Origin of the sequence: Dyella monticola, assembly GCF_003363155.1 — a bacterium.
Classification (GTDB): Bacteria; Pseudomonadota; Gammaproteobacteria; order Xanthomonadales; family Rhodanobacteraceae; genus Dyella_B; species Dyella_B monticola.
In genome coordinates this window covers 171978-196901 of sequence record NZ_QRBE01000002.1, presented here as the reverse complement: position 1 = coordinate 196901, position 24924 = coordinate 171978, and the positions used below count along the sequence as shown (strand labels likewise).

Below are 24924 nucleotides of genomic sequence, written 5' to 3'. Positions count from 1 at the left end.
TAATGGCGTGCGCTGCCTCTACTTGAAAACCGAGGCAGTGAATTGCACGGAAAGGAAGATGTTCAACAGTGCGTCGGCGCTGATGTGACCGTCTGGATCTAGCAAGCGGGCCAGCTCCTTGTTGGCTTTCATGGCATCCAGGTTGAAGGTCAGATTCCATCGGCCGGTGATTGCGTCCCGGCCAACCTGCGCATAAGTGACCCTGCCGGCCAGGCCAAGGGTGGGAATGGCCTGAACCGCCTGGTCTCCGGCGGATAACGACATGAAGCTCGCCGATGCCGGCAGGGAGATGCCATCGCCAACCACCATCGCCACGATCACCTCGTCCACGACGAGGCCGGTGGTGTGGGGCGGGAACAGGCTGTTCGCCACGTCGAAGGAGAGGGTTTGGCTCTTCGCGGAAGCGGTGTCGTCGATGAACTCGTTCCAGCGGTCTTCGTAGACGGCCACCATGTTGAGCATCAGCGCTGCGCTATAGCGAGAACCCGATAGCGCTTCCTCCACCCGTCGCTGGTAGGTGGCGCCGGCGTCGAGCGCGGTGTAGCGCAAGGTCAGCTTGACGTCCTCGATCGCCGAGAAGTCGAACTGGTTGGTGGCCTTAGGTAACTGGTAGCGCCAGTGCGAAACGGCACCCGTGCCCTCGAAGCGCTGCAGCTTCTCGCCATCGCCGAAATATTCGATGAAGGCGCCGTCGGCCATGGCGCGCCGGCTCAGCGAGACAGTCTGGTTGGCGCGCCAGTCCTGCCAGACCGCATCACCCGGATCGCCGCTGTTATCGAGCATGTATTGCAATCCGGCGGGAGTTGGCAGCCGCAGAATCTTGTTATGGGTCTGGATGATGATCGCATGTGCTTCTTCGAAGGCGCCGTTTTCGTCCACCGGCAATAAGCTGACTTCGAGGGTTTTGATGCGGCGGCAGTAGTGGCTGGGGAAGTCGAAGTCGAACAGTGCTTCGCTCAATTCGAAGTCCGCTACGCCCTCGCTGCGCAGACGCAGCAGCTGCGCCGGATTGATCTGCGAGAGCAGAATTTCCTTGGTGATTTCCTGGCGCAGAATGTCCTTCTGCGAATAGGCAAACTCCATGCGGTCCAGCGCCAGGTTGAGGCTGTTGCCTGCCATGAGGCCGCGGCGAGACGGGTCCCACGGATCGCTGGCGAGATAGTTCTCGGTGCTGGCCAGCGCCCATTGCAGGCTGCTCTGCGCGGCGTCGACCGCCTTGAGCGCCAGTTGATAGGCCTGGTAATAGAGCGCCGATGCACGACTGACCCGCCAGGCGTAGTAATCGGGGTTGTCGAACTTGTTTTGCAAGAAGGCCTGCTGCGCCTTGGCGTTGTCCATTGATACCTGGTGCGCCGCGTAATCCGCATTGGCCGAGGCGACCTCCGCTTGTGCCGCCGCGATCTGCTTATCGATCTGCACCAGTTCTTTTTCCGCCTCGCTCTTCTGCTGCTCCCACTCGGCCTTCAGGCGCTGGAACTGGCCGATGCTGTCGGTCAGGTCTTTGGCCGTGTCGAATACGGTCGACACCTGATTCAGCGTGCCGGCGGTGCGATGCAGGCCCAGCTCTACCTGTTTGCCGCCATACGTCATGGCGAATGGCGAGCCCACTTGCGGTGCGAGGGCGAAGATCGCCGCACCGGTTTCGAAGCCGATCGCCGAAAAGCTGGCGATGCGCGAGGCCAAGCCGAAGGTAATGGACAGAATTTCCGCGGCGATCATGCCGTTGGATGCGAGGTCGGCGTAATACTTGCGACGCTGCTCAGTGATCGCGCGGCTTGCCTGCAATGCCTCCAGCGACGATTGCGCTCCCTTGGTCCGCTTTTCGAATGACAGCAGTTGTGCCCGGTCGAGGCGCTGTTCGTGCGTGGATTGCAGGATCATGAAAGCTTCGCTGCTCTGCGCGGTAAGTGCCTGCTCCAGTTCGCCGCCCAGCATCTGCAAGTCACCGACCACACCACGCGCGTTGCCAATCAGGGTCGGGAAGCGGAATACCTGGGCAGTCGGCGGTTTCATCGCCAGCTGCGCGAAGCCGCCGCTGGAGCCTGCGGCCGCTGCCGCCCGCACCAGCGCCAGCGGATCGATCGGCGCTGCAAACAATGGCAGCAGCAATGGATTGCCATCGAGGTCGAGACTGTTGCGGACCTTGAACAGGCGATCTTCCACGATGTCCCAGCGCGCCAGCAACATGTCGTTGTGCGGCACACAGAACAGGGCGTCCACGTCATTGAACGCACCACCGGCCAGTTGCGGTGTCGGCAGCTGCGAGCCGCGAACGGCCAGCAGATTTTCCATCTCGATAAGGAATTGCGGGATGCCGCTCGGATCGTCGTTGTAGCGCTCTAGGATCTTCTCGAAGGTGACCGGCAACTGATCCGTGCAAGGGCCGACCGGTTCGGGGCGCGGCCCCAGCAGGTCGCTGGCCATGACATAGAGCAGGTAAGCCGCATTGAGGTATTCGCGCGTTTTGCGCTGGAAGAAGCTGTCGCCCCAGGCAACCAGCACGTCGATGTAGTTGCAGTACGTGGCCTTCTCGAAGGCGCCGATGCGCAGCTGTGCGATCGCGTAGGGGTCATACGGATCGCTGTTGTATAGCGCGATCTGCACCGGATTGGTCAGCGTGGCCACCAGCGATTGCTGGGTATGGTTGCGGAACGGCTGGAACCGCCAGAACTGCCCACCCAGGTCGGCCGTCTGGTGGTTGAAGAGTACGTTGCGCACTTCTTCGATCATGCGCGTGCGCAACGGTTTTTCCGTGACGCTGGGGAACAAATAGCTGAGATTGGTCTTGCTGGTGTAGCTGCGTGCGACCTGGTTGTCGTGCCTGATGACGCCGTTGACCTTGAGGGCATCGAATGCCTGCTTCGCCTGCGCTTCGTCGATGTCAGGCGTGCCGAAATCGCGGGGCGACAGTTCGCTCAATCGCTGGGTCGGATTGAAGATGTATTGCAACCAGCGCAGCGCCGAGGGGAAGTCGCCGGCCTGGAACAGGGCGTCGGCGATCAGCCGCGGCGTAAAGAAGAACAGCTCCCAGAAATAAATGCCGTAGACACCTTCGAAGTCGACCTGGGCGGCATCGCCCTGGCCAGGAGGCACAACACGCTCGCCCGGACCGTAGCTGCTGAACGGCACCTGCGGTACGACCGGCGCCTGCTGCTGCCGCAGGTCGAGCAACGCGTCGACGCCGCCGACCTGCAATGCCGTGGTCAAGCGTGGCACGGCCCCGGTCGTTAGCCGCGTGAAGCGATAGCTCAAGTCCTGAATGCCGCGTCGCCAGGTGTTGTTCACATAGCCTTGCAAAACCACAGCAACGTCGGCGGTAAGCAGTGCGGCCTTCTCCGGCGGCTCATCCGGGAACAAGTCGCCGAGATCGCCAAGCGGATCATAGTTGGGCGAGATGTACCCTTGCGGCCCGATCACTTTGCGCAAGCGCAACGTATCGAATACGTGCTTGGACTGCGCGGCGGAGAGGCCCATTCGGATGAAGCTTGTGTCCGTAATGATTATGTCGTCGTTTTCCGCGTAATAGGACACGCGAGTCATCGTCGGCAAGTCGATCAGAACCACGCGGACCTGGGCCGTCTTGATCTGGCGGCTTTGGGCCGGCTCTTTGTCGAACAGGAACGACAGATCCTCCTCGCCGCGGAACGGACGCAGCAGGTAGCCATCTGCATTGATGAAGTCTTTGTTGAAAAGCTGGTCAAATACAGTCGCCGATTCGGCCGTCGAGATATCGCTGCTGATGAACGACGCTTTAGTGATCGACTGGCTGGTTGTCAGGCCGACTACACGCGCCTGGATGTCCATGCATGGCCCGCGCTCGGTATCGGGAGCGATCAGGTAGCTTTCCGTGCCGACATTGCCGACGAACAGTGCTGGCTGGTTCTTCACCACGTAGGTGGTACACGTGCGATTGGCAAGAGCACCAAGCAGCAACGGACTGCCCATGGCGATGAACAATATGCTGCGCAGCGCGAATTCGATGGAGGCGTGGTCGGGGGCGTCGATCAGGATGCTGGCGAGGTTGGTACGCGAGCTGAAAGCGGGTGTCACGTAGCCGTCATCGGCAACGATGCCTTCAGCGCGCAAATCTTTCAGCGCCTGATCGGCAGCGAACTCGCCCAGCGCCGTCATCTGGAACGTGGTGACTTGCACCGCGTGCTGCTCAATGTTGGCCACCAGCAGGCATCGTTTGATCCATTGGCGGATGATGTCTTCGTCCCGGCTCTGCGCGCCGAACAGGATGGCGCCGAAGTCCGCGTTATCGTTGAAGCCAGGCGCAACCGTATAGTTGCCGTCGCCGGCGGCGCTGACATAGCCAGCAGCCTGCAGGTCATCAATGATTTTCTGCGCAGCGTTGGCGTCCACGCCTCTGAACAGCAGTGTGCTCGCCTTGATCTGGCTGCGCAGAGCGGCTGTCTCGATGGTGTTGTTCCAGTCGCCGTAGTAGTTGTTACGGAAGACATTGAGAGTCGGCTGGGCGTACAGCCGGTTCATCGCGTAGTCGTACAACGGACGTAGGGTGGGAGGCACGCCGGTGGCGTAGTTGTCGGCAAAATTCAGAAACTCCGTGCGCATGAACAGATAGTCGCGCTGCAGTTCCCGATTGAGCACCAGCGGCTCGCGCAAACTCACGACGCCGCGGATGTTGGAGGCGATGGCCTGGTTGACGATGCGGCATCGACGATAGGTATCCAGCTCGAACTGGACCACGGCAGGGTTGCGCTGGCTGCCGACGTCCGGCGCGTTGACAGTGATCTTCGTGCCGTTGGAACTGTTTTCCAGGAAGGGGCCGTAAAGCACGGCGATCTTTTCGTCGATGCGCACGTCGCTGTTCGGCCCGATCGGCGCCTTACTTGAGAACACCTGTACGTTGCACTTGTGCCAGAACAGGTTATTCATGTCGAAGATGCCGTAGCCCGACTGTGGCGACAGCTTCACCTCGTTAGGTGCGACATACACCACTTGTTCCGGAGCCAGCGTCTGATCACCCACCCATTTGCCGCTGGCATCCATGAAGCTGTAGCGGATCGCGGCCTTGTGCACCACGCTGTTCTTTGAGCGGGTGTCGCCCTTGTCCGTCTCGATCGCAGTGCTCGACACCACGCTGGTTTCTACCCAGAACACGAATAGCCGGCCGAAGGCGTAGACCGGCGTGACGTAAGGTGACTTGATGGTGACGTCGATGCGCGACCACTGCGCCCATGCCGCGCCGCGTTCCTGTTTGGTCCAGTAATATTCGTAGGGTGCAGTGCTGGTACGGGCGAACTGGAAGAGGGTATCGATATCGCCGCGCTGGCTGTCGATAACCGTGCAGCGAAAGGCGTCGACGAATTGCAGCGAGGCAAGCTGGTCGAGCCCTTGCATGTAGGTGCGGTAAGCCGCGGTCACGCGCTCGGGCGTGATATTGACCTGCATCAGGTCCGATTCGAGCGCTTGGAACAGCGTGGTGCTGGACGAACGGAGGGTTGGTATCAGGTAGTTCTCTGGATAGAGGAACACCTTGCGGTTGGCTTCCCATGTGCGGTAGGTGGTGAGCCATTCCCACCAGATGTGGGGGATGGGCAGGTGTTCGATCCCCGGTTCGAGGTTCGCACGCGCGCGGTTCAAGTACATCTGCACCGCACCGGTGGCCTCCACTACTTGAGATGTCTGGTTGCCACCGCCCATCTGCACGTCAAGCAGCAAGTAGCTCGATAGCCGGTCTGGCGTGGTGATCTCCTTATGGCTGACTTGGAAATACCAGAGCAGGGTAGGGAGCAGCGCATCGCGCTGTGCTTCGAGCAAGGTGGGCTGGAGATCGGCCTGTTTGTCGGGCCACGTCTTGCCGAGGAACGCCGCGGCGGCTCCTTCGCAGGTGTCTGCCAAGTCCTTCCACTTTTGCCAGTGGTTCTCGCCATCGACGCCGCTCAAATTCCATTGCCGACTGGCCAGGAAAATCTTGTATGCGGCACTGTTGAAGCCGCCCCGGGCCAAGAGATCGAAAATGGTGGCCAGACGCGACAAGCCTTCCGTATCCGAGTACAGCGTCGCATCCGCGTCCAATGCCGTGACCACACCGCACAAGTCGTTCTGCGGCCAGCCGGTCAGCAGACAGAGTGCTTGGGCTTTTTTCCCCTCCTTGCAGGTGCTGTCGTCCGGCGTCGCCAGATAGGGCAGATAGGTTTCATCGGTAAGGCGGAGTCGAAGACGCGTATCGACATAGCGCGTGAGCGCGCGCACGGTGTCCAGGCTGAATAGCTCGGACAGCGTGACCCCGAAAGCGCCAGGATTGGACGTGATAGCCACGACGACCGCATCGGCGATGCCCAAAGCGCGGCAAGCCATGTCCAAGCGGAGCAGGGCACCCAGCGTGTCAGAGATCTGCTTCCACTCCTCGCAGCTCGCTGCACTCGGTCGCAGCAAGCGGCCGATCCAGGTCGGAGCGCCAGGCTGTGCCGTGATCAGCCCGCCCAGGGCCGCGATGCTGGTCGCCGAGCTGTCCAGCAGGCCGGCCAAGCCACTATTGAGTATTTCGACCTGTGCGTCGTGAGCGGTATTCAATGCCGTGACAATCTGCTGCACTTGCGCTGCGGTCAGCGATAGTGGCGACTTACGCAGCGGCTCTAGCGATTGTGCGTCGACGCGCCGTGGGACCAGCGACAGCGGAGGAGCGGGCGCATTCGGTACGTAGCGCTTATATGCCTCACCCACCTCGATGAGGAGTGTAGGCGTCAGAAGCAAGAGCGCCGCGTAGATCAACAATGCCCGTTCGGCATCGACGGTGTCACCCAGGAGCTGAGCCGGTGCAAACAGAACGTTGGCAGCCTGCGACCAGATAACTTGCATATCGGCGTAGACCGGCGCCGTGAGGCCTGCGCTCTCCGGCAGAGCTTCCTGATCGACAAAGAAGGCGAGCTCCTGCGGGTCCAGCGCAACTTGCTGCAACCACGTTGCGAACAGCAACAGCAGCGAGACGGCATCCGCAGGCAGCGGTTCGGTCAGATCAAGCTGCAACCAGCCGGCCACCATACCGAAATCGGCGATGTCGAGCTGGCAAGCCTGGGCCAGCGAAGCGATGCGATAAAGCGTCGACAGATTAGGGACATTGAGCGGAACAATGTCTTCATCAGGGAAAGCCAGCGTGGCGAGCTCGATGAGGTTGGAGGCATCTAACTGCAAGCCGGCGCGCAGGCGGGAGATATTGAAACGGTTGTCGCTGGTCTTCGATTCGGCGACGTGCCAGTCGACGATCTCTTCGTCGGTGTATAGCGGATTGGCGTTGTCTTCGGGGTGGTAGATCGCGCCGTCTCCACGTACCACCGGGTTATTCCATACCCAGTCGAACACCGACATCATCACGTCGGCGTCGTACCGGCCGCTCGTGGACATCACATTCCACAAAACCGAAGCGCGCGCCCAACTCCATCCCAATGCCTGTACAACGCCTTGCGCTGTCGCCAGCTTGTGCAAGGCGTGGGCATCGAGTGCTCCGATGCGCAGGCTGGACAGGGCATAACCGAGGTTCGCGAAGCTGATGCCGCTCCACCGGCTGAGTCGGACATAGCGATTGATAGCGTCGAGCGTCTGGGAATCTAGATGGGCGATCGTGTCCGGTGCGGTCGTGCCAAGCACGATGCACACGGCTTGTGAGTCAGGCAGGCTGAGGTTGAACCAGAAGTTGTGTGCCAGCCCGGCATCGAATTCGGCCGCACTGAGCTCCTGCCGAGTCAATTCGGTAATGTGTGCGCGCGTGAGTCCTGACTGGCGCGAAAACACCTCGAGCTGATTCAGGGTGTCCAGCCCGGCGGTGCGCAGGCCCCACGCCAATTGCAGGCCAGGCGTACCTGTGATCGGCGTGGCAACGAACGATGCCTGCTCGCTCGATAGTTGCAGATATTCCCGCGCCAAGGCGCTCGGATCTTCGCTCTTAAGGCCGCTGGTACTGGCATACAGCACCGCCAGACTCAGATCCAAGCTTCCTAGCGTCAAACGCACGCGCCGCAATGGCTGATTGTGAGGAGCGACGAACGGATAAGTCGTGGTCGCCAGGTATCGGGCCACGTCATCCTGCTTGGATTCCTCTGCAATGTGTTTTGCGAGAGTCTTGTTGACAATGGTCAGGTAGGGCAGAAGGTCGTTGGTGGTGGCACAGCTCAGCGGCAGCGTAAACAGGTCGTGCCGGCGCTCCGACAACGCATAGCCGGGAGGGATGGTCGTCTCATTGGTCTTACTGACGTAGCGGTCAGTGATCCGCATGATATCGACGTAATATGCCGCGGGACCGAAAATCGACTTGCACGACTCGCATTGGCAATAGTTCTGATTGCCGAACATATCCTTGTAGCTGGGCAACGCTTGAATTTCGCCCAGTGTGTCTTCGTCAACCGTGGCGCCGCGCCATTGCGCAAAGGCAGAGCCGCCGCGCGCCGCCATCAGATTTGCCCACAGGTGCGTTATCTTGTGCTTGATGTCCAGCGCGCGCGCGTGAACCTGCGAGGCAAGCGCGCCGTCCAGCCAGTGGCTCGTGCGGGACACGAATTGCTCCGCAGGCATGGCTGCGATCTGATGTGCGCTGTGAAAGCCGTTCTGCCGCAGGGTATATACGACGTGCTGACTATCGCTGAGCTCCAGCAGACGCTGGTAGCTCTGGAGCGCGGCCATCGCCGTCGCGCTGTCAGCGGAGATATTTTTTCCGTGCAGCGCAGTCTGGTTGGCAATGAAGTCGAAGGTGGTCACGTCGAAATCGGGGTTCTCCCGAAAGAAACGATCCAGCTGCGGGTCAGCAATCTTCATACGGCGTCACTCCATTGAGGGATATGCGCATCACCTTGGCCTTGGCTATGCGCGACCGCGCACAGGCCTTCGTCCGCATCGCGAGCGACGCGCGGTTGGCCGCAGTGATGTGAATCGGTGAAGAGCAAGAGGCGAAACCAGGCCAAAGCGAAACCGAACCGTGTTCAATTCGGTGCACCACGATGGCTGCCGTTGCTGGAGAGCGGCGATAGCGGCTATCAGCCGTAAAGACGTCTGTCTCGTATAAGAGGAAGGGCGATGCCACCCACGCAGCAGCATTCTGTTTACCGAACCCAAAAATCGGTAAACCTGTCGCTGTGGACAGGCACCGACGCACCGTTATATCCCCTGTCTTCCCTGACATCAGTGCCCCCCAGCGCTGATTTCGGTATGTCGCCTCAAACCGCGCAGCGGCGGACGACCGCAGGGACTATCCGCCTACAAATGTGAAGATTGTGCGATGACAATGAGGGCGCGTGGACCGCGTTGGCTAACTTGAAAGTCTGCTTTCCGCATTGGAATCGCAGGAAAAAGCGTACCGCCATCTCCAAATGGGCGGGTTGCCTCCGGGACGCAGAGGCGTGATGGGCTAAACAAGCCGTTGCGAGAAGTATTCAAGGCGGACTTCAACGAGGAGTGGTCGCGCATGACCGCAAGGTTTTATCACTACCACTTCGGTCGTACGAGCAAACACGAAATCCTTTGACCTCATTTCATTCGCTGTTGTGGGCCGAAACGATGGTTGACGTTCGGACGAGGGCACCTACTTTCGCTTGCGTCGCCGTACTTGCAGCCCCGCTCCCTGATAAAGCATGAGCCAGAGCACATGGCTGTTTGAGGCCTTGCTACGACTTCGGCATCTGGAACGCAAATTAACGCGACCCGGCGGTTGTTATGCATGAGGGATGCTCGCAGGCCAGCCCCTTCCTCGCTGACACGAAACGCCTCATGATTCCGTGCGGCGCCGCCGAGACGCCTGGGGCTGGAAAACTATTGAAGCAGCGGGGAGCACGATGGTCGAGACGGCGACGAGCCTTGGTATCAAGGAGTTGCATACTTACTGGGCTTGCCAGTGCGCGCCAGGATCTGCTGCGCGGCTGCCGCAGGATGTCGTGAAGACGTTGCTGGCTGGCTTGCGCCTTAACGTGCTGGAGACGCTTCGCTATTTGCATCAGGAGCGGCCGAGTTATGCGCAATTCGAAGCCTGGGTATGCGAGCGCAATGGCGGCGAACTGAAAGAAGCTTCGCTGGATCGCCTGCGGCGTGCACTCGCAGGCGAGGCCGTCGGCGCCGAAGTCGGCGATCTTGAGCATGTCGACGGGTTGACCGCCGACGAGCTTGCCCACTGGCACGAGCATGGCTATGTCATTCTGCGTAACGCGATCAGTCCGCAAGCGGCGGAAATCGCAGAGACGGCCATCTACGATTTTTTAGGGATGGATCGCGACGACCCGGAGTCCTGGTATCGCCAATCGCTGGGGCACTCCATCTGGGTGCCGCTACTGCGACACCCGGCGCTGGTAGCCAATCGTCGCGCGCCACGTATTCATAAGGCCCATGCCCAACTGTGGGGACGCGAAGATCTTTGGGTAACCATCGACCAAGGCGGATTCAATCCGCCGGAGCGCGACAACTGGCCATTTCCCGGACCGCATTTGCACTGGGACGCCACGCTCGCCGAGCCGCACTGCTTTGAATTGCAAGGCATCCTGTATCTCGCCGACGTTGCGGAGGACCAGGGGGCATTCAGCTGCGTGCCGGGCTTTCATCGCGCGCTGAAGCAGTGGCTAAAAAGCGTTCCCTCAGACGTGAATGTGCAGAATCATGCGCGGCGCACCTTGACGATGAAACCGATTGCCGCAAAGCGCGGCGACATGATCATCTGGCATCACCTGTTGCCGCATGGCAGCAGTCCAAACCGTGCGCAACGACCACGCGTCGTGCAATATATGTCGCTGCGGCCCACGCGCTTTGCCTACACGGAAGAATGGAAGTCTTGATTGCGATGGCTTCGCCAGGGCAGGGGCGCGAATGGATTCTGGATGGCTACAAACCTTGCAGCGGTGTTCAAATGAGGCAAGTGTCCGCGCTGTAGCGGCCGCCTCAACACGAAGAGACTCCAAGTGACGAAACGTACATGCTGGGTGCGTGGCACCGTGATGGTCGCGCTATTGAGCGCGGGATGTGTCAGCAATCCGTCTGGCCATATCCCGAGCGGCGAGCGGGATATGGCGCTGACGCAGTACGTCGATCCGATGATTGGTACGGACCAGGTGCCGCCCCTCGTCCCTGCCATCGCGCAGACCGAGTCGTCACCGGAAGATCTGGGACGAAGGCGCCACGTCCGGTTGGTTTGTGTGGGCGGCACTTGGACTGTATCCGGAAGTGCCCGCCGTCCCAGGCTTCACGCTGTCAAGCCCGCTCTTTAGCCATGTGACAATCCGACTCGCTGATGGCAAAACCCTTAAGATCGACGCCAGCCATGCCGGTTCGACCTACGTCCAGGACGTTGCACTCAATGGCGCCGCGTTGACGTCGACGTGGATCGATTTCAACCAGGTGAGGAACGGCGGGACACTCCAGTTCCGTCTTGGCGATGCGCCATCGTCGTGGGGGCGGCCAGCCACCACACGATAGTCGGCGGCTGAAATAGTGTGATCCAGTCTTCCGGATGCGCGCCGATGGTACGGGCTTTCGAGGACGACTCGCCCGTCAGCTATGCGACCAGCGCGGATGATTTAGCCGGTTCGCCGCGCGACACGCTCAGTTGGTTTGCCAAGGCATCGGCGGCACTGCGGATCTCCGGCATGGCCGTGCATTCCCATAGATTGCCGCGAAGCAGCGAGCCGATGGCATATAGCCCAGGCTGCACTTCGCCAGCGGCATTGATCAAGCGTCCGTCAGGCTGGGCCTGCACACCGAGCTGCAACGGATCGGCTGTTGCCAGGCCGTCTTTCAGTAGCCCTGACAACAGGGAGTGTTCGGCGAAAGCGACAGCGGTGTCCAGGCCCGTTGCCTGTACGACGATATCCGACTGAAGCGTAGTCACCTTCTGGCTTGCGCGGGACCGAACCGTAACATCAAGCGGGCCTTCACCATCGACGTCGAGCACGCGAGCGGCGAGTATCTGTAAACGCCCTTCATCGCGCAGCTGCTGGATGACCTCGGCCGATTGGGGGGCGAGGCGATGACGCGCCGATTCCCACACCCATCGTGCATGGCGCAGAAACTGCTTGCGTTGACGCGGCGTAAAGTCCTGCCATAGTTTCGCGTTGATAGGGCGCATGCCGTCAATCACGCTGCGCCAATCGATGTGCTGGTGTTCGCGGAACGTACGTCGGATTTCAGCGAAGGCACGCGTCGGGCCACCACATCTCAGAAGCCTGGCGTTGAGTTCAGCCTGCTGCGGGAACGGATCAATGGGAAGCGCCGGATGCACGAACGGCAGCAAGCCATGGCGGGAAATAGCAATGAGCTCAATGTCCGGCCAACGGATGGCGGCCGAAATCAAGGTGTCGATGGCAGTGAGCCCGGTGCCGATCACAATGAGCCTACGCGGTTGGATCGGCCGCGAAGCAAGCATCCAGGGATCCAGCACATACGCGCCGCTGCCAAGCGCGCGCGTAGAAACGGTCCGCAATGGACGCGGTGAAAGGGCACCCAACGCCAGAACGACTCGTTCAGTCGTTACGGTTCCACCGTTGTCAAGCGCGATCTCATAGCCGTTGAACGAAGCCTTGATGCCTGATGCGATGGTGGGAGCGATAGCGAAGCGCCGGCCACTGCATTCTGCATTGCGTATGCGTTTGGCCAATTGCGACTCGATATATTCGCCAAACAGGTGGCGCGGCAGAAAGTCGGTAGGCTTGGACATTGGGCGACGTCGAGTGCTATAGCCAATGAAGTCCTCGTCGGCATCCAAATAAAGACCCATGCCACTGGCGCGTACATTCAACAGATGGCGATCGTGCGAGGTGCTGTAGGCGACACCCCGTCCAATATGAGGCGCGTTCCCCGTCACCCAGTGCACGGTCTTGGATGCATCCCGTGAAAGGATCGCGCCGAACAATGCCGCTCCCGCCGCGCCGCCGCCGATGATTGCGATGTCTGACATAGTGAGGACCTTTTGGGGGAGCGAAGGTTACAGCAGAGTACTTACGTAGATGTCGCTTCATCGCGCGTGGTTCGATGAAATTCGGAAAACCATTGTCCGTCGTCGTGAGTGAAGCTGCGATAGCAATTTAATTCGCCACCATACACGTGCAGCGAAAGCGCTTGGCGGGTCTTGGAGAGGTTGCGGCATCGGTGTGCATAGTCCGCTTGGGAAAACGCAATGTGATCACCTACGCCAACGACCAGGCTATGATCGTGCTCCAAATGGACCGGAGGTTGCGGACAAAGCTGGAAAGATTCCACTTCCAACACACCGTCAAGTACGAATTCCATTCCCCACAAGCCGTCATGGTCGTGAAGGGGCGTTGCATGCCCAGGAGGCCATAAAATCAACAACGCTTCATAATTGCGCGCTGTACCAACGCCAAGCGGAATGCGGCGATACGCTGGCGTTATGGGTGCAGAAAAAAGCATGCCGGACTGTGGGCAGCCTGGCCAGGTCGCGACGGACGAAAGGGCGCTAACAACGTTGTCTACGTCAACCTGCTTGTGGTCACGCACGCACGCATCGATCGTCTGCAGAATCCGTTTGCTCCATGCGCGAATGGAGGGTGTGAGTGCGTCGTACATCGGTAACCCCTGGTGTTGGCGTACTCCGACCCAAGCGAACCATATGCGTCGTTAAATATCCGCTAGATCGAAGCGACTAAAACGCACGTCCTTATGCACTCGGGAGCTCAAGCTAACGATTTATGCACGACAAAACGTAAAAAAGCATATTTAGATGATTTTCGTATCACGCAATAGTTAAGGCGAATGACAAGCCTGCTTCCACGCCTTTGCGTGTCAGACTGGCTACACGCGCAAAGCGTGAGGACGGATAGACGGCCGCAGGAAAGTTAATGAATCCGCCGCTGGGCTTTCGACTTCGTAGATTCCCGAGCTACCGCGATTGTTGTCGGTGGTCTCACATAAGAAATGAAGCACTTTGTCGAATAGTGCGAGAGCGGGGTAATTAAGCTGTGTTATCGGGGATGGTCGCGTATGTGCTCTTTCGATAAGCAATCAGTGGGCCTGAGTTTGGCGGCGAAATCGACCTGACCAATCCATTCGCACCGATCGGAACTCGGCGATCACGTCATTCGGCGTATGCGGATGGATCAGGATTTCCCCATCGACCAGTTCATCGCAGAAGCGTCCACCCTGAGGTGGCTCGATGGCATAACGGCTGGTATGCGGATCTCCGTGCACAAGGTGCGCATGCAAGACGCACATGTGAGGCTCATGCACCCGCGCTATCAGTCGATGCGGCTCGAACCGGATTTCGGTGTAAACACCATGAGGGCCTCGCGCGTGGAGGATGCCTCCAAACAGCGGGCTCGCAGGGTGGGTGGCACACAGTGCTGTGGCGCTGATGCCCATAAGCACGATCATGACCCCTGTCTTGGGTCGAAACCATGCGCGAAGCGCATCGCAAGCGAAGCGGGTCGCCGTCAGGGCGATGGGGCTGGAAGTCGGCGTGCGCAGGGTATCCATCGGTGCGTCTCAAAATTTGGATGCCGATTAAAGCATCCGTGAGTCGCACGTGCTGAGACCTAACCTGCATCGTCCGATACGGGATATCGCCCAAGAGGCGATCGATGCAGGCATACCCCGCGTGCAGCCTTACTAAAATGCGGTTCCCTTGCTTCTTTATTGTGGAGAAAGGGATTTATTCACCCACTATCCTGAGGGGAGCGGTTGGCTCTTTGTGCCGAAAATCCTGCGTCAGGTGAGTTACGACGGGATAGGCGCGCCACAGTTCCGGATAGGTGGACGCTGCGACAGGGAGCGTATGTGCCGAGAGGTCTTTTACAAAGATATTGTAGGTGGGCTGGGCCAGGCCCCCTTGAGACACCTTCTTGTGGAAACTATCGAGCAGCAGCAAAACGTCGCCGACGTAATTGATCTTTCCTGCTTCGATGGTGAAGGGCATGCCATAAGAGGTTGAGCCGGTTAAGTCACCTATTTTGACGCTGGTCCAGCTGTACTCTCCCGCAGGGAGTTGCATCACGATGAGGTTGTTCCGCAAGGGCAGCGCAACAACCTTTGACGGAGACAAGCCATGCATTTTGTCGAAGTTGATGGTGACAGGCGGATACGCCACGCCGCCGACCGATCTGACCAGGACGTTGGCGACCATGATGCCAGTCCCCGGAGGCAACTGTGCTGAGTCAGTCACATTCTTGTCGGTGGCGCATGCGCTGAGCACCACGACAAGCGACAAGAGCCACAATCCACGTAGCGACATCGTATTCCCCCTGATTATTCGATCCTTCCCCTTGGCCCTTTCCCTGGCCCGCTGCGCGTAAGGATAAAGGCGCAACTTCATGACTGCTTTGATTAGTTTCCCGATGCGCAGCACACGCTGTCAAGAAGAAATGTAGCGGATGGAGCGCTAGCTAGAGAAATTCCAGCCAAAACCGATCAGAACATCTTATGCTGCCCCCGCTATTAGCCCTATGGGAGTGCACCCGAGCAGTCGTGTTGAAGCGCTTGAATCCACCAGCGAACCAAACCGAATACATGGATTTCGAGAAGTCCATGCTCTTACTCGTGTATTGAAAGCGAAAACAAGTTTCCCATGGTCTACGCATCCGCAGTAGTGAGTTCTTTAACGTGTGCGTTGAATGAGTGTCGTCGCTTCCAATTCCACTGGAAGCACCGATTGAATGGCTTCAGCCACCTCGACAGGGCGAGGGGCGCGTTTGGGCACGATGCCTTCGAGCTTCTGGGCGCTGGCATTGCGGCGGTGGTGGCATGGTTCTACTATCTTGGAGACGCCTTCGCTCATGCGCTTTCAAGCAGGATGGCGTGTTCGATACGCCAAGTGCGTGTGGAAAGGGGATCTAGGTTTTGATGCTTTCAGGCGATGTAGCGCTTTAGATGAAGGCGGCCATGGGGCGTATTGCGTCGCGGCCGTCAGCCCGGAGGAAGTCGAGATGCCGGAAGTCAGTTTTCGCATGGATGGACGCGGCAAGGTCCATCAGTATCAGAAGGACAGCTATTTCGCGGCGTACCAGAATAAGGGTCGCTACGTAACCATGAACGTCCAGGATTTCGCGGCCTGGAAGAACGCCGGCAAGCGAACCTTCAGTAATAAAGTGACTGACCCCAATACCGGTAAGAATTACGCATACCATGCCGGCGATTTTTATGAGTTCGACAAGACCCAGGTGCACAACCTCGGGCGGCCCCTGAAGAACAACTCGTGGAACATGGGGTTTGGCACTTGGAAGGGTGAAAACGACGCCATGAAAGATCGGTTTGCCAAGGGCGAATTGATTGATCGCCGGCGCGCCGATCGCGTTGCTGGGCCGCTTGAACCTATGGATGTAGGCACGTATGCGGCACCCGTGGCCATCGGCCACAGCAGATTTCCTGTGTTACCGAAGGCCCAGGGCGCCTGGGAGGCCAATAACGACCACATTGCATCCGGCGAATCGATCAAGCGGCGCAATCCACATAATGCCCAGCAGGCTTATGACGAAGGGCTGGCGATCGCCATCGATAACCCGCGCATGCACGCATCCAAGGCGGCTTCCAACTTTGCATCCTTTAGCCCTACCTATGGCAGCAGGCAAAAGGAAATGGATACGGAGCCAGACAGCACTCAACGCGCGCGCATCGAAGGAGATGTCGCCCATCCGGCCAGGGCGTTTTACCGTGATGCGTTGATGCAGCTTCACGGAGCGCCGGGTCAAGATTATTCGGCGCTTCATCATGTGCACCAGCCCAAGCTTAATTTCACGCAAAAATCCAGCCAGTTTACGCTTACGGGCGCTTACCGCTACATGTTCAAATCGAGCGGCAAGTTCAACCAGCATTTGGGGGCGGGCCGTGGATTCAATCCCGATGATCCTGGGCATGAAGTGCAGCAGCTGCCGAACCGGGAGTTCAAGTACTCCCAGCCGAACCCCGCAAAGACACAAGGCAGCATGTTTGTCATGCGTCTCACATCGTTGATGAAAACCCTCAAGTTGGCCAAATAGACATGGCGCCTCTGTGTATTCAGGCAGCTCTTGGCGGGCTTGATCGGAAAACCGGTTCAGGCGCGTGCGGTCTTCCTTCTGCGCAAATACGCTTCCATTAAATAGCTCATAAAATTAATGGCATGCATTGCCACGGGCACATATTTGAGGGATGAAATTTAATCCTAAATCTGTGTCTAAAATCGCGGCGCGCAAAGGTATTAATTCCAACCTGGTATCGGCAGACAAAATCTACGCTCGATGCTTAACGCTCATGGGGCTGTCGCCTCGCGGCCTTAGTTCGCAGGGTGGCCTCAAGCTCATGACGAGCGGGCTCGATTATTGCAGGCAACTGGCGTAACTCGATGGTTTTGCCAAAGCGTTCGTCATAAACAGGGATGCGGCTTTGGAGAAGCGCGCGATTGATTTTCCCGATCAGGTTGCCGAGCATGTCCACTTCATCGGTAAACCATAGGCGTCTTTTCTTGGACGTCGCTATCACAGCCTTCTTTTCAAGCACGAATACCGTGAGCGTTCCCATTCGCGTGCGTACTGAGCGCACCTTGGCGCAGCCCAGTTCGTCCCAACGAATTTTCTCCCAGGTGTATCCGAAGAGATGCTTGGCAATGGCCATGTCGTCAATGACGATACTGCACCGCCCGAGCAGCGCGAAAACGACAGCAAAAAGCCAGAACGGCCCGAACATCAGGAAGCCGCGCCATCCCCACCTCCAACCGTCGTGATAGCCGGTGACCATGTTCAACGCGATCATCGCGCCGACGATAGTTCCATAGATGCCTACGAACAGTCCGTGGGCAGGAAATGAAAAGGACTCACGTGATGCGCGACGCCGTGTAAAGGATGGCTTCTTCATGATGCCTGCGTTTTCAAGTGACGATTGTCAACGGAGTGGTTGGATCTGGAACTGACGGAGTCAACCGACGACATGTTCGATATAAAGAGTGCAGCGAACCGAACCAATAGACATGGCGTCGACTGTTTCGATTTTTCCGGTTGCCCACATGGCGGTGACGACGGAAGCTCCTTTTCCCCGGTGAGTTCCTTCTTCTTAGAGAGTAGGGCACAGGGGGTACCCTCTCGGGCGGGCGGGGAATTTGCCTTCGTCGTCACCGCCATATGGGCAACGTGCACCCATCATCACCAGCGTATGCGGAAGCCCACGGTGCCGTTGAGCGCATGCGAGTTTCCGAAGTCGTTCAAGCCGGTCGACGCTTGTACTTCGCCGTAAACCGAATAGCGGCCGCCGGCCCAATCCATTGAACCACCGATACCCAATCCGCCCCAGGTACGCTCATTGCGCGTGATCAAATCGGTGCCGGAAACATTCACACCCGCTGCATCGCCCAGGTTCTGGTATAGATTGGCGATGGCATAGACATGCGTGGCGACCGGGCCAGCTGAGCCCTTGTACGTATGGCCGTAGTCGAACATCAGGCCAGCACGACCCGTCGCATTTCTACCTTGCTCTTGCGTCACTTTTGCACCGAACGCATCGGTGAAGCTGTCGAACGACACTTTGCCGTAGACCACTTGCGCCTGAGGAATCACCGACCATTGATCGTTCAACTGGAAGCGTCGACCCACTTCAAGGCCCAAGGTGTAACCGTAACCGTGGTTGTCGTTTTCAGTGAGTTGCGTGGCCGAGGTCGAGTCCAAGTTCGTGCTGAAGTTGGTCCAACGGCCCTGTGCATCGACATAAAAGCCGTTATTGCCAAACCAGGTGAGCGCTCCGCCGAAACCAACGCCGTCGGTCTTGATGCGTCCATCGCCATAGATCGACGTTACGTCCGATTGATAGCGGCCGTACTGCACCATCGCACTCCCCACTACCTTGCCGCTCTCATTTTCGCCCAGCGTTTTATCGATGCCGATCTCGGCTTTCCAGGTCGACAAGTTGTAATCGGCGTCGCTGGTGGTGACCTCCGGCTTGAACGATTCAAAACCACCGTCCACGCGCATCCACAGGCCCTCGCCGGGTTGCATGGCACCCTTGGCCTGCGAGCCTTCCCACTGACGATCGCCGATGCGCTGGAACAGCGTGTCGAGTGTGTTCATCTGCTCCAGCGCGCCTGCATAGGCTTCGTACAGCGGCACGCCAGGCTGATAGAGCGGCGACGGCGGCGGCGGCGGGCTGCCCTTCGTGATCGTTTGGGTCGACGGATTGACAAGCACCGAACGCAGATACCAGTCACCGTTGTTCGAGCTCGGCGTGCCTTGATACAAGCGATACGCGTAAGCACCGGCCACGACGGCTTGCTGACCTTGGAAGACGTCGTTGCCTTGCAGCGCAAACGTACCTTTCGAGGCGCCGCTCACATTGACCACTTCGATGCCATTGACGGTCGGCGCACCGGCGCCAGCCACGTTCGTCACACTCAACGTCGTGGCGCCGGACGTATTGCCATTAACAACCAGCTCATCGGTGGTCGAGTTGTCGCCGCCCAGTACCGTCCGAACCTTCAACAAGCCATTGTTGCCCGCATAGTTGCCGTTGACGGTAAAGACATTCCCCACGCCCGTCGTGCCGTTGGTGAGATCGATCGTTCCACTATTGGTCACGGTGACGGCTTGACCCGCTGCGAAAGGACTCACGGCAAAATTGCCGCCGCCGGCACCCAGCGTCGAGGTCGCATCGATCGACAGCGTGCCCGTGCCCGCGCCGCTGTTGCCAAGCACCAGGTTGCCGTTGAGCGCAAGGTTCGACCCGTGGGTCAGCTGGACCGCTTCGAAGTGTTGAAACTGCGCGGCGCCCGTGAGTGCCGTGTTATCGAACACCAGTTCGTTAACGCCCTGGTTGCCATCGAGAACGGTCGCGCCGACATTGGCGCCGGTGAGATTCGTCAAGACGGCGAGGCCATTGCTGCCGTTGAACGTGATGGACGGACCGGCCGTGCCACCGGTCCATTGGAGCACGTTGTTGCCCGCCTCGTAGTTCACAATCCCGGTGATCGAACCGCCACTCAAATTGATCGTATTGTTGACGCTTCCTACCGTCGACAAAAGCACATCGCCGCTGATCTGCCCGGCACTTTGATTGAGGGTCATCGCCGCATCGGAACTGATCGCGGTGCCACCCGTGCCGGTGAGTTGGCCGTTGTTGGTCACCACGTAAGACGGTGAGCCGGTCGAACCGCTGATGCTAAGCCCCATCACGCCACTGATCAGGCCGGTGGAGGCGTTGTTGATCACGCCAGTAATCTGGCCTGCGTTTTCGACGGAAATACCGTTGCCGGTGGTGGACGTGATGCTGCCCGCGTTGGCGATGCCACCGGCAATCGTGCTGCCATTAACGTCGATGCCCGCATTGGTGCCTTGAATGCTGGCGCCCGCCTGATTGGCGATGCCATCGCTGAGCGTCGCACCATTTTCGAGGGTGATGCCGTTGCCATTGCTGGCGGTAATGCTGCCGCCATTGGTGATGGTGCCGGACACGGTACTGTTGTTTACGCCAATACCGTCGGCGGTTCCCTGAATGGTGCCATCCGCCTGATTAACGATATCCCCCGTGACCGCGGCACCGTTGGCAAGCGCAATGCCGCCACCATTTGTGGCAATGATCTTGCCGCTGTTGGCCATACCACCCGAAACGGCGCTGCCGCTGCCACTGACGTCGACACCGGCATTGGCACCTTGAATGCTGGCGCCCGTTTGATTGGTGATCCCGTTCTGAACGCTGCCACTGTTAATGACGTCGATGCCGACACTGCCTCCCGTGATCGCGGCGCTATTGCTAATGCCTTGAGCAACGCTGCCGCCGTTGATGTCGATACCGGTACCAAGAGTGGTAATGGTGCCGCTGTTAGTAATGCTGCCAGTGATGGTCCCTTGGTCCTCGATCGCGGACACGGGCTCAGCACCGTTGCTCGGCCCCACGCTGGAAAGGGTTCCGCTATTGAGGATGCTGCCGTTGAGAAGCGCTCCGCCGCTCCCGTCTATAAATATCGAGTCGACATTGCCTTTGACTGCCCCTGCATTGACAATGTTTCCATTGATGGTGGACCCCGCATTCTCATCAAGAGCGTAAGCGGTCGATTGAACCGTGCCGTTATTGGTGAGGTTGCCGTTGAGTGTGCTTTGAAAAACGGTTACGCCAATGTTGTCGTCGGTAATGGAACCATCGTTGGTGATACCACCATTGATGGTGCTGCCGCTCACCAAACTGATGCCTACGTTGCTGCTGGTGATCTGACCGTTACTCGTGTTTTGAATGCCGCCGCTGACGGTGGCACCCGAAACAACGATGGCATTCGCGGAGGAACCTGCCGCGGAAGATGTCAGCGTTCCCGAATTAACGATGCCGTTGGTGACCACGGACGTACCCGAGACCCCAATGGCGGTCAGATAGCTTTTGATCGTGCCCGTGTTGACAATACCGTTCTTGGCGGTGGCGCTCGCAACCGCTATGCCATTGCCTTTGGCTGACGTGATGGACCCATCGTTCTCCAGCGTTCCGCTGAGCGTCGCGCCATTTTCAACGGCGATGCCATTGCCAATGCTGGCGGTGCCCGTGCCGGCGGTAATGCTGCCGCCATTGGTGATGTTGCCGGACACGGTGCTGTTGTTCACATCAATACCGTCGGCGGTTGCCTGAATGATACCGCCCGTCTGATTGACGATATCCCCCGTGACCGCCGCGCCGTTGGTAAGCGCAATGCCGTCGCCATTCGTGGCAACGATCTTGCCGCTGTTGGCCATGTCGCCCGAAACGGCGCTGCCGCTGCCACTGACCTCAATACCCGCGGCACTGCCTTGGATGCTGGCGCCCGCCAGATTGGTGATTCCATTTTGGACGCTGCCGCCGTCTAAAACGTCGATACCGACACCACCTCCCGTGATGGTGGCGCTATTGCTAATGCCCTGAGCGACGCTGCCGCCGCTGATGTCGATGCCGGCGTCAACGCCGCTAATGGTGCCGCTGTTGGCAATGCTGCCAGCGATGCTCCCTTGATCGTCGATCCCGGACACCATGCCTGGCCCGGCTGCGGAAAGGGTTCCGCTGTTGATGATGCTGCCGATGATCTTGCCGTTACTCGTGTTTTGAATGCCGCCGTTGACGGTGGCGCCCGCGATAACGATGGCATCTTCGGATGGATCTGCCGTGGGCGATGTCAGCGTTCCCGAATTGACGATGCCGTTGGTGACCACGGACGTACCGCTGACTTCGATGTCGCCCGCATTACTGTTGATCGTGCCCGTGTTGACAATACCGTTCTTGGCGGTGGAGTTCGCAACCAATATGCCGTTGCCGTTGGTTGACGCTATGGTCCCATCGTTCTCCAGCGTTCCGCTTAGCGTGGCGTCATTTTCGAGGGCGATGCCATTGCCACTGTTGGCGGTAATGCTGCCGCCACTGGTGATGGTGCCGGACACGGTGCTGTCGTATATGCGAATACCGTCTGTGGTTGCCTGAATGGTGCCGCCCGCCTGATTGACGATATCACCCGTGACCGTCGCGTTGGCGGCGCCCGGAATATTGGCAAGCTGTATGCCGTCGCCATTCGTGGCAACGATCTTACCACTGTTGGCAATGCCACCCGAAACGGAACTGCCTTCGACGCCGATCCCCACAACGGTGCCTTGAATGCTGGCGCCCACCTGATTGGTGATCCCGTCCTGGACGTTGCCACCGATGCCGATCAAGATGCCGTCGCCTCCGTTGCCGGTACTTTCCCACGTGACGGTGCCGCTATTGCTAATGCCTTTAGCAACGCTGCCGTCGTCGATGTCGATACCATTGCCAGTGGAGGTAATGGAACCGCTGTTGCTGATGCTTCCGGTGATGGTCCCTTCATCTTCGATCGCGGACACTGCCACCGCCGCGCCGGTGCCTGGCCCCGGTCCCTGGCTGGAAAGGGTTCCGCTATTGATGATGCTGCCGTTGAGAATCGCGGCTCCGGTGGTCCCCTTGCCGGGATTTCCTACCAGCGTTATCGCTTCGGGAATGCCGCTGACCGTTCCCGTATTGACGATGTTGCCATTGATGGTGGACCCGATGCCTTCCTCAAGACCGTAAGCGCCCGATTGCACCGTGCCGTTATTGACGAGGTTGCCGCTGAGTGTGCTTTGCGAAATGTATACGCCGGTCTGGCTTTGAATGGTGGCGCCCGCCTGATTGACGATATCGCCCGTGACCGCCGCGCCGTTGGCAAGCTCGATGCCGTCGCCATTCGCGGCAACGATCTTGCCGCTGTTGGCGATGCCGCCCGAAACGGCGCTGCCGCTGCCATCGACTTCGATACCCGCGCCACTGCCTTGGATGCTGGCACTCGCCTGGTTGGTGATGCCGTTCTGGACGCTGCCACCGTTGACAACGGCGATGCCGACACCGCCGCCCGCGATCGTGGCGCTATTGCTGACGCCTTTGGCAACGCTGCCGCCGCTGATGTCGATACCGGCATTGACGCCGGTAATGCTGCCACTGTTGGTAATGCTACCAGTGATGGTCCCTTGGTCATCGATCCCGGACACGGGCACAAAGCCGTTGCCCGGCCCCACGCCGGCGAGGGTGCCGCTGTTGATGATGCTTCCGTTGAGAATCGCTGCGGGAAGCGTTCCGCCCCCTACCAGCAGTAGCGCTTCGGTATTGCCATTGACCGTTCCTGTATTGACAACGTCGCCATTGATGGTGGTCCCGCCATACGCTTCAAGCGCGTAAGCGGCCGATTGGATCGTCCCGTTATTGACGAGGTTGCCGTTGAGGGTGCTTTGCGAAAGGAATACGCCAATTTGGTCTTGGGAAACGGAACCGGCATTGGTGATATTGCCAGTGATAGTGGCGCCGCTCACCAGATTGATACCCGCATAGTTGCTGCTGATCTGACCGTTACTCGTATTTTGAATATCACCGTTGACGGTGGCACCCGAGACAACGATGCCATCGTCGGATTGACCGGTAGCCGTGGGCGACGTCAGCGTTCCCGAATTGACGATGCCGTTGGTGACAACGGACGTACCGCTGACTGCGATATCGGACTGATCGCTGTTGATCGTGCCCGTGTTGACAACACCGTCCTGGGCGGTGGCGTTCGTAACCACCATGCCGTTGCCGTTAGCTGAGGCGATGGACCCATCGTTCTCCAGCGTGCCAGTTAGCGTCGTGCCATTTTCGAGGGTGATGCCATTGCCAGAGCTGGCGTTGCCAGTGCCGGCGATAATGCCGCCGGCATTGGTAAGGTTGCCGGACAACGTGCTGTTGTTCGCATCGATACCGTCTATGGTTGCCTGAATGGTGCCACCTGCCTGATTAACGATATCGCCTGTGACCGAGGCGCCATTCGCCACCGTGAGACCAACGTTGGCCGTCAACGCGCCCGTCGCCGTGTTCGTGATGCCGTTATTGATCGTGTAATTGCCGGTAATCGAGACGGCAGCCGTGCCGCCCGTGATTTGGCCAGCGTTGACGATGCCATCGCCGACCGAGGACCCGCCGGTGGTCGTGGTCGTCAGTGCAAGACCCACTCCCCCAGCACCGATCGTGCCGTTATTCGTGACTTGGTCCGTCACGGATGCATCTTGAAGCTCCAATCCGTACGTGGCGGGTGGCGTCTCCGTAATGCTGCTGTTGTTGATGACCGAACCGTTTACGTTATTGGTCACCAAAATGCTGCCCGATGGGCCTGCATTGACGACACTCTGCGCCAGGGCTGTCGCCGGCCCGAAGCTGGCCATGCCGATCAGCGCGGAGGCTGTCAGCACCGCGCTGCGCTGACGGACGACCTGTGAAATGGCCAGTGACATTGCGCTCTTGCGCGGAATGGGGCGGCGACGCTGCGTTTGCATGACGATTTCCTCAATGGATAAGGTGGGCTAGGGCGGTCACAGTCGAGAGCGGCGGAAGCCGTCCTTCGAAGCAGCGCGTGGCCTTAACCCCTCGATCCGGCGGTCAAGACGTCGTAACGTCGTTTTTTTTGCCGGTCATGAAGGAATACGCAAAACGTTTGTGAGGTCGATCACGGACCGATTTCTGGCTGTTCAGCTTGCCGGGACGTGCCCGGATAGACCCGCCGGA

The 24924-nt window shown here is 59.0% G+C and carries 10 protein-coding genes and 1 pseudogene; 3 read left to right on the top strand and 8 right to left on the bottom strand.

Translation table 11 applies throughout. The features are described from left to right. Positions 1 to 18: 18 nt before the first annotated feature. Positions 19 to 8772, bottom strand: a complete 8754-nt coding sequence (locus tag DWU98_RS04705) for a Tc toxin subunit A-related protein (RefSeq protein WP_115494341.1) — start codon at positions 8770 to 8772, stop codon at positions 19 to 21. A gap of 658 nt (positions 8773 to 9430) precedes the next feature. Further along, a pseudogene (locus tag DWU98_RS04700) lies at positions 9431 to 9583 on the bottom strand (IS3 family transposase); the annotation flags it as partial. Positions 9584 to 9884: 301 nt separating this feature from the next. Between DWU98_RS04700 and DWU98_RS04695 the strand changes: the two are divergent. Both DWU98_RS04695 and DWU98_RS22540 read left to right on the top strand, forming a co-directional pair. Next, complete coding sequence (locus DWU98_RS04695; protein WP_158544968.1) at positions 9885 to 10772, top strand: phytanoyl-CoA dioxygenase family protein; 888 nt, start codon at positions 9885 to 9887, stop codon at positions 10770 to 10772. 259 nt (positions 10773 to 11031) lie between these two features. After that, positions 11032 to 11409 (top strand): glycoside hydrolase domain-containing protein, encoded by a 378-nt coding sequence (locus DWU98_RS22540; protein WP_115494339.1) that lies wholly within the window; start codon positions 11032 to 11034, stop codon positions 11407 to 11409. A gap of 79 nt (positions 11410 to 11488) precedes the next feature. Here the strand turns inward: DWU98_RS22540 and DWU98_RS04685 are convergent, their stop codons facing one another. The 4 genes from DWU98_RS04685 to DWU98_RS04670 all read right to left on the bottom strand — a co-directional run bounded on the left by DWU98_RS04685 (position 11489) and on the right by DWU98_RS04670 (position 15256). Then, positions 11489 to 12886, bottom strand: a complete 1398-nt coding sequence (locus DWU98_RS04685) for an FAD/NAD(P)-binding protein (RefSeq protein WP_115494338.1) — start codon at positions 12884 to 12886, stop codon at positions 11489 to 11491. 41 nt (positions 12887 to 12927) lie between these two features. Then, positions 12928 to 13446 (bottom strand): cysteine dioxygenase, encoded by a 519-nt coding sequence (locus tag DWU98_RS04680; RefSeq protein ID WP_158544966.1) that lies wholly within the window; start codon positions 13444 to 13446, stop codon positions 12928 to 12930. A 504-nt stretch (positions 13447 to 13950) separates the two neighbouring features. After that, entirely contained in the window at positions 13951 to 14421 is a 471-nt protein-coding gene (locus DWU98_RS04675) for a hypothetical protein (protein ID WP_115494336.1), read from the bottom strand. A gap of 175 nt (positions 14422 to 14596) precedes the next feature. After that, positions 14597 to 15256 carry a hypothetical protein gene (locus tag DWU98_RS04670; RefSeq protein WP_115494335.1) on the bottom strand — a complete coding sequence of 220 codons (660 nt, stop codon included), beginning with the start codon at positions 15254 to 15256 and terminating at the stop codon, positions 14597 to 14599. Between the two features lie 610 nt (positions 15257 to 15866). Between DWU98_RS04670 and DWU98_RS04660 the strand changes: the two genes are divergently transcribed. Next, complete coding sequence (locus DWU98_RS04660) at positions 15867 to 16916, top strand: hypothetical protein (RefSeq protein WP_115494333.1); 1050 nt, start codon at positions 15867 to 15869, stop codon at positions 16914 to 16916. Positions 16917 to 17160: 244 nt separating this feature from the next. On the opposite strand, the gene DWU98_RS04655 is transcribed toward DWU98_RS04660, so the two are convergent. Next, on the bottom strand, positions 17161 to 17769 hold the full coding sequence (locus DWU98_RS04655; protein WP_147293216.1) for a hypothetical protein: 609 nt from the start codon (positions 17767 to 17769) through the stop codon (positions 17161 to 17163). A 284-nt stretch (positions 17770 to 18053) separates the two neighbouring features. After that, entirely contained in the window at positions 18054 to 24695 is a 6642-nt protein-coding gene (locus DWU98_RS04650; protein ID WP_115494331.1) for an autotransporter outer membrane beta-barrel domain-containing protein, read from the bottom strand. Positions 24696 to 24924 lie beyond the last annotated feature (229 nt).